This window comes from Curtobacterium sp. MMLR14_002, from assembly GCF_001864975.1.
Classification (GTDB): domain Bacteria; phylum Actinomycetota; class Actinomycetes; order Actinomycetales; family Microbacteriaceae; genus Curtobacterium; species Curtobacterium flaccumfaciens.
Genome location: NZ_MJGT01000073.1, coordinates 46,088 through 57,395, shown reverse-complemented (window position 1 = coordinate 57,395; position 11,308 = coordinate 46,088). Strand labels below are relative to the sequence as shown.

At 73.1% G+C, this 11,308-nt stretch carries 11 protein-coding genes; 6 read left to right on the top strand and 5 right to left on the bottom strand.

Annotated features, from left to right (window positions below):
• Window positions 1-104: 104 nt before the first annotated feature.
• On the bottom strand, window positions 105-614 hold the full coding sequence (locus tag BIU91_RS14475) for a DinB family protein (RefSeq protein ID WP_071406037.1): 510 nt from the start codon (window positions 612-614) through the stop codon (window positions 105-107).
• 36 nt (window positions 615-650) lie between these two features.
• On the bottom strand, window positions 651-1,229 hold the full coding sequence (locus BIU91_RS14470) for a MarR family transcriptional regulator (protein ID WP_071406036.1): 579 nt from the start codon (window positions 1,227-1,229) through the stop codon (window positions 651-653).
• A gap of 208 nt (window positions 1,230-1,437) precedes the next feature.
• Here BIU91_RS14470 and BIU91_RS14465 point away from each other — a divergent pair, with 208 nt between their 5' ends.
• The 4 genes from BIU91_RS14465 (at window position 1,438) to BIU91_RS14450 (ending at window position 7,518) form a co-directional block, all read left to right on the top strand.
• Window positions 1,438-2,037: a hypothetical protein gene (locus BIU91_RS14465; RefSeq protein WP_071406035.1), complete on the top strand. Its 600-nt coding sequence runs from the start codon at window positions 1,438-1,440 to the stop codon at window positions 2,035-2,037.
• A 68-nt stretch (window positions 2,038-2,105) separates the two neighbouring features.
• The gene (locus BIU91_RS14460; protein WP_071406034.1) at window positions 2,106-3,302 is read left to right on the top strand and encodes a S24/S26 family peptidase; all 1,197 of its coding nucleotides are present in this window, start codon (window positions 2,106-2,108) and stop codon (window positions 3,300-3,302) included.
• A 62-nt stretch (window positions 3,303-3,364) separates the two neighbouring features.
• A complete protein-coding gene (locus BIU91_RS14455; RefSeq protein WP_071406033.1) occupies window positions 3,365-4,528 on the top strand; it encodes an exonuclease SbcCD subunit D in 1,164 nt (387 codons plus the stop codon).
• Complete coding sequence (locus BIU91_RS14450; RefSeq protein WP_071406032.1) at window positions 4,528-7,518, top strand: AAA family ATPase; 2,991 nt, start codon at window positions 4,528-4,530, stop codon at window positions 7,516-7,518. The genes BIU91_RS14455 and BIU91_RS14450 overlap by 1 nt, the downstream gene beginning before the upstream one ends.
• Before the next feature lie 32 nt (window positions 7,519-7,550).
• Here BIU91_RS14450 and BIU91_RS18990 read toward each other — a convergent pair whose 3' ends face one another.
• Window positions 7,551-7,727 carry a hypothetical protein gene (locus BIU91_RS18990; RefSeq protein ID WP_156463787.1) on the bottom strand — a complete coding sequence of 59 codons (177 nt, stop codon included), beginning with the start codon at window positions 7,725-7,727 and terminating at the stop codon, window positions 7,551-7,553.
• Window positions 7,724-8,533: a class E sortase gene (locus BIU91_RS14445; RefSeq protein WP_244993373.1), complete on the bottom strand. Its 810-nt coding sequence runs from the start codon at window positions 8,531-8,533 to the stop codon at window positions 7,724-7,726. The genes BIU91_RS18990 and BIU91_RS14445 overlap by 4 nt, the downstream gene beginning before the upstream one ends.
• Before the next feature lie 94 nt (window positions 8,534-8,627).
• On the opposite strand from BIU91_RS14445, the gene BIU91_RS14440 reads away from it, so the two are divergent.
• Window positions 8,628-9,062, top strand: coding sequence for a GNAT family acetyltransferase (locus BIU91_RS14440; RefSeq protein WP_071406031.1), 435 nt, complete (start codon window positions 8,628-8,630; stop codon window positions 9,060-9,062).
• A gap of 135 nt (window positions 9,063-9,197) precedes the next feature.
• Here BIU91_RS14440 and BIU91_RS14435 read toward each other — a convergent pair whose 3' ends face one another.
• Window positions 9,198-10,121: an EamA family transporter gene (locus tag BIU91_RS14435; RefSeq protein ID WP_084741304.1), complete on the bottom strand. Its 924-nt coding sequence runs from the start codon at window positions 10,119-10,121 to the stop codon at window positions 9,198-9,200.
• Window positions 10,122-10,157: 36 nt separating this feature from the next.
• Between BIU91_RS14435 and BIU91_RS14430 the strand changes: the two genes are divergently transcribed.
• The gene (locus tag BIU91_RS14430) at window positions 10,158-11,306 is read left to right on the top strand and encodes a CPBP family intramembrane glutamic endopeptidase (protein WP_071406029.1); all 1,149 of its coding nucleotides are present in this window, start codon (window positions 10,158-10,160) and stop codon (window positions 11,304-11,306) included.
• Window positions 11,307-11,308: the final 2 nt, after the last annotated feature.

Below are 11,308 nucleotides of genomic sequence, written 5' to 3'. Positions count from 1 at the left end.
CGGGCCTCCCGTCCGTCACATGGTGAGCACCAATGGTCGGGTCGCGACGTCGGACCCGACCATTCCTGCTCACGAAGCGAGCGCGCGACCGCGCGACCGCGCGCTCAGCGGTTGAAGAACAGCAGCCCGCGCACGAAGCCGGCCTGTCCGGCGTGCTGCGTGCAGTCGTCCAGGATGCTGACGAGTCGCGCGCCGGCCGTGACGGGCGGGTCCCACGCGTCGTCGACGACGGGGTCGAGGTCGTCCGGGCCGAGCGTGCCGAGGTACGCGACGGTGCGCTCGTGCACCGCACGCAGGTACCCGGTGAGCAGCTCGGCAGAGGCCCGCACCCGCCCGACGTCGTCGCGGGACATGCCGTAGCCGAGCGCCTCGGCCGGGAACGGCAGCCCGAACCGGTCGTACCAGCCGTCCGCCGTCCAGACCTGCTCGGAGCCGGCGAGGTCGGCGATCTGCACGTCCTGGCCGCGGGCGATGTGCCACGCGAGCCACGCCAGCGTGTTCGCCCCGGCGGCCGGTCGCGCCGCGAGCTGGTCTTCGGAGAGCCCGTCGACGGCCCGCTCGACCGTCTCGGGGACGCGGGAGAACGCTTCGGTGAGGAGTTCAGAGGGGGTCATGGCGCTCACGCTACGCGCGGGCCGTGACACCCGCTGTCACACGGCGGCGCTGCGGTGGTGGCGCTCCAGGGCGGCACCGAGGCCCTCGAACGCGGCGGCGACCACGGCGCGGTCGGACGGTGCGACGACCTGCCGGAACGCGTCGGAGTACACGGCGCCGACCTCGCGGGCGACCGCCGTGCCCGACGGTGTGAGGTGCAGCAGCACGCTCCGGCGGTCCTCGGGGTTCGGGCGACGCTCCAGGTGTCCGTGCTTCTCGAGCCGGTCGATCAGGGACGTCATCGCGCCGGTGGTGAGCTCGAGGTACTCGCCGGCCTGCTTCGGGGTGACGCCGTGGCCGCCGGCGGCGCTGAGGAAGAACACGAACCGGGTGTCCGTGGCGTTCAGTGCGCGGACCGTGCTCTCGTGGTGCAGGACGCGCGCGTGCTGCATCTGGAGCACGCGGAAGGCGGTCAGCAGTCGCGGCAGGTCGGCGTCGGGGTCCGTGTCGGCGGCGACGGGGTCGAGCCCAGTGACGTCGGGCGACATCGGTGCCGGCGGCGTGGTGGGGGCGACGCGCGCCGCGGGGACGGCGGGTGCGTGCGGGGGGAGGACGACCGGGTCGGTGTCCGTCATGGGAGCTCTTCTCGGGTACAGGGTGGGAACTTCAGTCAACAAGTAACTCACTCGTCAAGATACCCCCATCAGTGGGGACATCTCAGGTCTTGTGAGCTGCTCGAACGCCAAGTAGCTTGATCGTCGTACCACCTCGGCACGTAGCGCGACCAACCACCGCGGGCCCGTCCGAACCACCGATCAGATCTCTTCCTCACGGAGTCCAACCATGTCTCGTGTCACGCCTCGTGCTGCCCGCCTCGCCGCCTGGATCGCCATCCCCGCTGCCCTCGTCGCCTCGGGGGTCGTCGTCTCGACGGCCTCGTACGCGGCCTTCTCCTCGACCACCGTCAACCCGACGAACAACTGGACTGCCGGCAGTGTCGCCCTGTCCGATGACGACAACAACACCGCGCTGTTCACGGCGAACAACCTGAAGCCCGGCTCGACCGGTGCGAACTGCATCGCGGTGACCTCGACCGGTTCGCTGCCCTCGGCCGTGAAGCTCTACGGCACGAACGTCTCGACCACGAAGGACCTGGCGGCGAACGTCAACCTGACCATCGAGCAGGGCACCGGCGGCGGCTTCGGCTCCTGCTCCGGCTTCACCCCGGCCGCCACCGGCGGCTCGCTCTACAGCGGCACCGTCGCGGGCTTCGGCGCCGCCTCGACCAACTACGCGACCGGCGTCGGCACCTGGGCCCCGACCGGCACCGCGTCCGAGACGCGCGTCTACCGCGTCACGTACACGGTCTCGAGCACCGCGCCGAACACCGCGCAGGGCGGCACCGCAGCCCTCGGCTTCACCTGGGAGGCCCAGAACAGCTGAGCCGGGACCGGGGCCGAACCAGCCCCGTCCGTTCCCTCCCCGCAACGCGCCCCCGGTCGAAGGCAGTCATGAGCAGCATCGCAGTGCACGGTGGTCCCGCACCGCACGCAGCGGTCCGTGACGCCGTCGACTGGGGGCGCGTCGTCGTCGCCACCCTCGCCCGGGGCGTGGTCGCGACGCTGCTCGGACTCGCACTCTGGGCGGCCGCGCCGGCGCTCATCGGCTGGCAGCCGACCACCGTGATGACCGGTTCGATGGAGCCGCGGATCGTCCCCGGCGACGTGGTCGTCTCGCGTCCGGTCGGCTCGGGCGAGATCGCGACGGGCAAGGTCCTGCTCGCCGACGACCCGGACCAGGCGGACCACCTGCGCATGCACCGGTACGTCGAGGACGGCCCCGGCGGCACCATGGTCACGAAGGGCGACGCCAACCCCCAGCAGGACTCCACACCGATCGAGCGCTCCGCCGTACACGGCATCGCCTTCCTGCGCATCCCGTTCATCGGGACACCGATCCGCTGGATCAGCGCGGGGGAGTGGGGCCTGGTCGCGATGCTCGCGCTCGGTCTGACCGCGGTGCTCGCGCTCTGCACGATCGACGGGTCGCTCCGGCGACTCGTCGAGGCCGACGACACCGGCGGCGCCGCCGGTGGTCCGGACGACGCGGCCGGTCCGGACGACGCCACCGGTCCGGTGGACGGTACGGACGACGGCCTGGAGGCGCGGGGCGGCGCCGCCACGGGCCTCCCGACCGCTGCGCCCAGCGTCCTCACCCGTCGCGCGCTGCGCAGACGAGCACGTCGCGTGCGGCGGCTCCGCCGCGTCGCTGGGGGCGCCGCGGTGCTCGCGCTCGCGGCAGCCACCGGCGTCCTGCTGCCCGGAGCGGCGGACGCGGCCCCGTGGTCCGGGACCACCGTCGCACCGACCGCGGCCTTCACGGCGGGCACGGCGACCGGTGTCCCCACCCTGACCTGCGCTCCAGCCGGGTCGAACACGGTGACGATCGCCTGGACCTACGACAACGGCGCGACCGTGCCGGTGTCGTTCGACCTGATGAACGGGACGACGCAGGTGGCCAGCACGACGACCGCCGGGGCCCGCTCGATAGTCTACGGGGGCGCCGGACTCCTGAACCTCGGCACCACGTACACGCTGCACCTCCGCACGAACCTCGGCAGCAACTGGACCGCGACGAGCACACCGACCGTCAAGGTCAAGGTCGTCTCGGTCCTGGGCCTGGCGTCCGCGAGCTGCGTGACCCCCTGAGTCCTCCACAGGGCACCGCGAGGTGCCCGGTGGATGTCCCCGGCCGGCGTTACCGTGGCCGCATGCGCATCCTGCACACCGGCGACTGGCACCTCGGCCGCACACTGCTGGGTGCCGACCTGCTCGAGCACCAGGCCGCGTTCACCGACTGGCTCGTCGACCTCGCCCGCGAGCGCGCGGTCGACCTCGTCGTCATCGCCGGCGACGTCTACGACCGTGCGATCCCGCCGGTGGACGCCGTCCGCATGCTCTCCCGCGTGCTGGAGCGCCTCGCCGAGACCACGACGGTGGTGCTCACCCCGGGCAACCACGACTCCGCCGCGCGGCTCGGCTTCGGTGCCGGCGTGATGGGGCAGCGCGTCCGCATCCTCGCCGAGCCCGCCCACGTGGCCGATCCGGTGCTCGTGCCCGACGACGACGGCCCGGTGGCCGTGTACGGCATCCCGTACCTGCACCCCGACCTCACGCGGTACGCCCTGGCCGCGGTCCCCGACGAACCCCTCGCTCGCTCACACCACGCCGTCGTGCACGCCGCCACCGAACGGATCCGCGCCGACCTCGCGACGCGGGCCGACACCCGCAGCGTCGTCGTCGCGCACGCCTTCGTCGGCGGTGCCGACCCGAGCGACAGCGAGCAGGACATCCGCGTCGGCGGGGTCGACCGCGTGGCCGAGTCGGTGTTCGACGGGTTCGACTACGTCGCCCTCGGGCACCTGCACGGCCCGCAGCGCGTCGGCGACGACGGCCGGATCCGGTACGCCGGGTCGCCGCTGGCGTTCTCGTTCGGCGAGCGGCACCAGCGGAAGTCCGTGACCATCGCCGACCTCGACGCGGCGGGTGCCGTCACCGTCGAGCTCGTACCGACCCCGGTGCCGCGGCGGCTCGTCGACGTGCGGGGCAGCATCGACGCGATCGAGTCCGGGGAGTTCCGGGCCGATGCCGACGCCTGGGTCCGCGTCGCGGTGACCGACACCGTGCACCCGGAACGCATGTACGCCCGCGTGAAGGACCACTTCCCGCACGCCCTGGCGATCACGCACAAACCGGCGGATCGGCCGGCCGCCACCGCCGCGCGGGCCGTCACCGCGACGTCCGACCCGGTCGAGGTCGCCGGCGACTTCGTGGCCTTCGCCACCGGCGGGCTGCCCGACGACGACGAACGGGCGGTGCTGACCGAGGCGTACGAGGCCGCGGTGCTCGCTCTGCAGCGTGAGGGGGACCGCTGATGTACCTGCACCGACTCGAACTGCGCGCCATCGGGCCCTACCCCGACCTCGTGACGATCGACTTCGCGGCGCTGGCCGCGTCCGGGGTCTTCCTGCTCGAGGGGCCGACCGGTTCCGGCAAGTCGACGATCATCGACGCCGTCGTGTTCGCCCTGTACGGCGGACTCGCCGGATCCGACGCCAGCTCCGACCGGCTGCACAGCCAGCACGCCGACCCCGCGGTCGAGCCGTTCGTCGAGCTCGTGTTCGAGACCGGTGCGGGCACGTACCGGGTCCGGCGCACCCCGCAGTACGACCGCCCGAAGCAGCGGGGGACCGGCACCGTGAAGCAGCAGGCGTCGGTGCAGCTGTTCCGGCTCGCCGCGCCGACCGACGTCGCCGGCGAACCCATGTCGTCCCGCATCCCCGAGGTCGGGGTCGAGATCGCCCGGATCGTCGGGCTCGACCGCGCGCAGTTCCTGCAGACCGTGGTGCTGCCGCAGGGCGAGTTCGCACGGTTCCTCCGCTCCCCGGGGGAAGACCGCCGGAAGCTCCTGCAGTCGCTGTTCGGCACCCAGGTCTACGACCGCACCGCCGACGAGCTCGCCGCTCGCCGCCGGGCCGTGCAGGCCGAGGTCGAGGGGGCCGACGACCGCGTCCGCGAGGCCCTGGCCCGGTTCGCGCAGGCGGCCGATCTCGCCGACGCCGACGAGTCCGTCGTCCCCGGCGCGGTGGCGTCCCTCCGCACGACGGCCGACGCGGCCGGGGCGGCCCGGACGGCTGCGGCTGCCGCTGCGACGGCGGCGACCGAACACGAACGATCGGTGACGGCCCGTGCGGCCGCCCTCGAGCGACGAGCGGCGCTGCTGCGGCGGCAGGCGCTCCTCGACGACGACGCCCCGGCGATCGAGCAGGCACGGGCCGCGGTCGCGACGGCCGAGCGCGCCGCCCGGGTCGCCGCGGTGGCCGACGGCCTCGACGCCGCGACCGTCCGGGCGGACGACACCGCCGCGGCAGCCGCCCGGTTGCGCGAGCAGCACGCACTCGGCGCCGTCGACGCACAGCAGGTCGCCCGGCGCCGCGACTCGCTGACCGACGCCCTGTCCGACGTCCGGCACCTCGTCGCGGTCGAGGCCGAGGCAGACACCAGGCGCACCGCCATCGCCGAGGCCACCGCGACCGCATCGCGCCTCACCGACGACCTCGCCACCCTCGACACCGCGCTCGAGGCCCGGCCGACGGAACGAGCCCGGATCGTCGAGGCCGCGCGGACCGCCTCGACGACCGCTGCCGACGCCGACGCCGCCGCGCACGAGGTCGCCCGGGTGCAGTCGCTCCGCGCCGACCTGGCCGCCCGCGACCGCGCCGAACAGCGGGTCGCCGATGCCGAACGCATCGTGGCCGATGCCCGCCGTCGGGCCACCGCGGCGCTCGACGCCGAACGCTCCCTGCGCGAGCGGCGGATCGCCGGACTCGCCGGAGAGCTCGGTGCTGCGCTGACCCCCGGCGACCCCTGCCCGGTGTGCGGATCGACGGCGCACCCGTCGGTGGCCGCGCCACAGGACGACCACCCGACGATCCAGGCGGTGGAGTCCGCGGGCGACGCCACGCGTCTGGCCGACCAGCAGCTCGCCGACGCCGCGGCCGACCTGGCCGTCGAGCGCGCCAAGCACCTCCGACTGACCGAAGTCGTCGGCGCCGTCGACACGGTCGCCCTCGACACCATGGCGGTGGCCGCCGACGAGCGGGTCCGAGCGGCGCACGACGCCGCGGCGCTGGTGCTGGAGCACGAGCGCGAGCGGACGGCGCACGACACCGCGACGCGGGCGCTCGAGCGTGAGCGGAACGACCTCGACGCCCGGCGCACGGTGCTCGCGTCGACCGCGGCCTCCGACGCAGAGCGGCTCGAGGCCGACCTGCGATCCGTGCACGAGGCGATCGACCGGCTCGCAGCACTGCTCGACAGCGACAGCGACAGCTCGCCGGTGACGCTCCACGCCGTGGTCGACGGGCTCGACGGACGGCTGACGGTGCTCCGCGCCGTCGCCGAGGCCGACGACCGCGCGGCTGTCGCAGCCCGCGCCCGCGACGAGCGCAGCGCCGAGGTCGCCCGGGTCCTCGACGAGCAGGGGTTCCCCGACGTCGACGCCGCACGAGCCGGCCTGCTCGACCCCGACACCGTCACACGGTTCCGCAGCAGCATCAGCGGAGCCGAGGCCGAACGCGCCGTCGTGCGGGCAGGGCTCGACGACCCCGCGGTGGTGCAGGCCGCCGACGACGATCCGGGGCAGCTCGACGTACCGGCGGCCCAGGCCGAACGGGTCCGCGCAACGGCCGAACTCGACGAGGCCACCCGGCTCGCGGTCACCGCTGCCCACCGTGCCGAAGCCGTCGAGCAGTGTGCGACCGAGGTCGACCGCACCGTCCGTGCGCGACAGGAGACCTCGGCCCGCAGCCGCGCGGTCGTCCGGCTCGCCGACGTCGCGAACGGGGTGGCATCGGTCAACCCGACCGGCATCACGCTCGGCACCTTCGTGCTCATGCGGCGCTTCGAGGACGTCGTGGCGGCGGCGAACGACCGGTTGCGCGGCATGCTCGCCGGGCGGTTCACCCTCGAGACCTCCGACGAACGGGAATCCGGGTCACGGGCGCGACGGACGGGGCTCGCCCTCGTCGTGCACGACCACACGACCGACAGCGTCCGCGATCCCCGCAGCCTGTCCGGCGGCGAGACGTTCACCGTGTCGCTGTGCCTGGCGCTCGGCCTGGCCGACGTCGTGCAGGCCGAGGCCGGCGGGGTCTCGCTCGGCACCCTGTTCGTCGACGAGGGGTTCGGCACGCTCGACCCCGAGACCCTCGACGACGTCATCGGGCAGCTGTCGCGACTGACCGCGGGCGGGCGACAGGTCGGGATCGTCAGCCACGTCGAGGAACTCAAGCAGCGGATCCCGGAGCGGATCGCGGTGCGACGCACCCCGGCCGGTGGGTCGCAGGTGACGACCACGGTCTGACCAGACCCGACCCGACCCGACCCGACCTGACGCTACGGGGTCGGCGTCGACTCCACCGTGCCGTCCGGCGGCGGCAGGATGTCCGCCGCGATCCACGGGAACACCCACTGGAACAGCACGAACACGATGGCGACGAGGAGCACGAGCAGCTCGAGCACCTTCAGGGCGGTGGGGCCGGGCAGCAGCCGCCAGACCAGGGGGAAGATCACTTGGCGGTCTCCGAGAGTTCCTTCGGGGTGCCCTCGGACGCGGGCATCCAGTAGTCGAGCTTCGCGTGCGTCACGAACCGCTCCGCCGCGGACCACATCGGGTGGCAGGCAGTCAGCGTGAGCCAGCGGTCCTGGGGGGTCGGTTCCACACCGGGCTTGTTCGGCACCGGCGCGATCGTCTCGATCTTGTCGGGCGTCACGATCTGGCTGTCGGTGACCTTGTAGACGTACCAGACGTCGAACTTCGTCTTCGCGTCGGTGACCCGGACCACGACCGAGTCGCCCTTCTTGAGCTCCGCGATCTGGTTGAGGGGCTTGCCGTAGGTGACCCGGTGTCCGGCGACGGCGAAGTTGCCGGGTGCGCCGGGCATCGCGGTGTCCTGGTAGTGGCCGAGCCCGATGGTGTTGAGGACCTTCTCACGATCCGTGCCCTCGCCGATCGGCCGGTTGTAGTCCTTGCCGAACCGGGGGATCTGCATCGTGCCGAACACGTCCGACAACCCCGGCGGTTCGTCCAGCACGGGTGCGGTGCCGCGGTGCTCGGTGCCCTCGACCTTCGGGGTCTTGACCTGGTCGAGGCCCTGCACGAGCTTCGTCTGCTCGTTCACGGCGACCACATCGGTCCACCACGCCGTCCACACGACGTACAGGCCGGTGCCGGCGCCCGCGATGATGAGCAACTCGGCGATGAGCGACACGATCGCGCCGCCGACCGTCTGGCGTCTGCGCGGGGAACGCCGGGACCGCGAACCGGCTTCGTCGTCCCGTGCGCTGCGGCGCGACGGGAGGGTGTCGTGTGCGGTCACGGGGCTCCTGATCGGCTGGGTGGTCGGACAGGTCTATCAGATCACGGCGACAGGCCGGTGACGACGTTCTCCCCACCCCCGTTAACGTGGGGGCATGGAGTACCGGATCCGCCCCTTCCGCACCGAGGACACCGACGCGGTCGTCGCCCTGTGGGAAACGTGCGGCCTCGTCCGACCCTGGAACGACCCCCGACGTGACATCGCCCGCAAGCTGACCGTCCAGCCCGAGCTCTTCCTGGTCGCCGAGCCGCAGGCCGCCGACATCGGGGTGGTCGCCGCGGGCATGGCCGGCTTCGACGGGCACCGCGGCTGGGTGAACTACCTCGCCGTGCGCCCCGACCTGCAGGGCTCCGGCCTCGGTCGCACCCTGATGGCCGAGTTCGAGCGGCTCCTGACCGACCTCGGCTGCCCGAAGCTCAACCTGCAGGTGCGTGCGGGCAACGAGCAGGTGCTCGGGTTCTACGCGTCCCTCGGCTACACCGACGACCGCACGGTCTCGCTCGGCAAGCGCCTCATCCCCGACGCCTGACCGCGCCCGCCCGTCGCACCGTGCTGGTTCGCTCATCCGGTGTGGCGTTGGCGGCTCGGTGCGGTGCTGCAAGTCCGCACCGGGCGGTCAACCTCGCACGGTTCGAACGACTCGGCACCGTGCCCGGCCCGCGCGCTACGCCAACGCCAGCGCCACCGACGCCACGAACGCCAGCACGATGCCGATCCACTGCTGCGCGGTCAACCGCTCCCGCAGCACCACCCCGGCCAGCACCACCGTGCCGATCGGGTAGAGCGCGTTGAGCACACTCACGACGGGCAGGGTCGCCGGATCGTCGCTGCTGTGCAGCCCCGCCTGGATGAACACGTTCGCCATCGCGTCGAAGACGCCGCACACGGCGACGACGACCAGCAGCCGCGGACCCCATGCGCGAGTCGACCCAGGCTCGCGGACGGCGGCAGCCCCGTCGGGGCGGGCCGACGTCGGGGCGGACACCGGGCCTCCCGTCCGGAGCACGACGACGATCGCCGCCGCACCCAGCAGCACCGCCTGCAGCACCCGCGCGACCACGAGGGGCGCGATGCCCGAGTCGGACGGCGTCATGTCGTAGGCCAGCACGATCCCGCCGAAGCCGCACCCGGCGACGGCGGCGGCGACCACGCCCCGGGCGGTGAGCCGCGCGCCCGAGGCGTCCCGGACCACCGCGACCAGGACCACCGCGACGACCGCGACCACGAGCGCGCCGGTCGCCACGGGTGACAGCACCGTGCCGCGGAACACCGCGACGAGCACCGGCACGACGGCCGCGAAGACGGCGGTGACGGGGGAGAGCACGCTCATCGGCCCGATCGCGAGCGCCGCGTAGAGCAGCAGGACCCCGACGCCGCCGGAGAGGCCGGCGACCGCACCCCAGACCGCAGCCGGCCACGAGAACACGCCACCCAGGACCACCAGTCCGACGAGCAACGGCACGATCCCGATCGCGGCGGCCACCGCCGTGACGACGACCGGTCGGACCCGGCGCGAGGCGAGCCCGCCCAGGAAGTCGGCGAACCCGTAGACGATCGCGCCGGACAGGCCGAACAGGGCGGTGAGCACGGCTCCCATCCTGCCCGGCCCGGTACCCTGCGGTGCGTGAGTGTTCCCTACCAGCGCCTGCCCCGGATCGACGGACGGTGGAGGTGGTGGCGGCCGCTCGTCGCCCTCGCGTTCCTGGCGGGGTGGTACCTCGTGTCGCAGATCGTCATCGCGGTCGCGTACTTCGTGCCGATCCTCCGCGCACAGGGCGCCGACGGCCTGATCCAGTTGCAGAACGACCTGGCGAGCGGTGCGCTCGACCCCACCGACCCGGTCGTGCTCTCGATGTCGCTCGTCTCGCTCGTGGTCCTGCTGCCGGGTATCCTGCTCGCCGTCAAGATCGCGCGGATCGGACCGGCCGGCATCCTGTCGTCGACGCGGTTCCGGGTCCGGTGGGCCTGGACTGCCTGGTGCCTGCTGCCGACGCTCGTCATCGCGGCGTTCATGTTCGTCTGGCAGACCGGCCTGTTCAGCGGCGGCGGGATGATCACGACCGACGGCGGCTTCGCCTGGAACCACGACGCGATCGGCCAGTCGACGGTCTCGCTCGGCACCCTCACCCTGACGATCGTCCTCGTCGTCCTGCTCGTCCCGTTCCAGGGCGCCGCCGAGGAGTACATCTTCCGCGGCTTCCTCATGCAGACCGTCGCGTCGTGGATCCCGCGTCGCGTCGGCACGATCATCGCCGTGGCGGTCTCGACGGTCGTCTTCGCGGTGCTGCACATCCCGAACGGCTACAACGTCTGGGGCATCCTGGACGTCGGCTCGTTCGGTCTGATCGCGGCGATCATCGTCCTCCGGACCGGCGGGCTCGAGGCCACGGTCCTGCAGCACGCGTTCAACAACATCATGATCTTCGTGCTGCAGGCGCCCGGCTGGTCCGGGATCGACCTCACCTCGTCGGACGCGAACGGCACGTGGCAGGGGACGCTCGTCACCCTCGTCACGTCGCTCGCGTTCTGGGGCATGGTCGAGTTCCTGGCGTGGTGGCGGGGGCTGGACCGCCGGTTCGCCGGCCACGAGGCGCCCCGGTTCCGCGGTGTGACCCCGGCCTGGGCGGGCGGCGTCCGCTGGACCCGGCCGGGAGGCACGGGCTGGGCGACCACGCCGGCCCGCGCCGAGGACGTGGCCGGCTCCGACCACCGTGCCGGCTCCGACACGGATGGTGCTGTGGACAGTGCGGTGGGTGTCGCCGGTCGCCCGTAGGC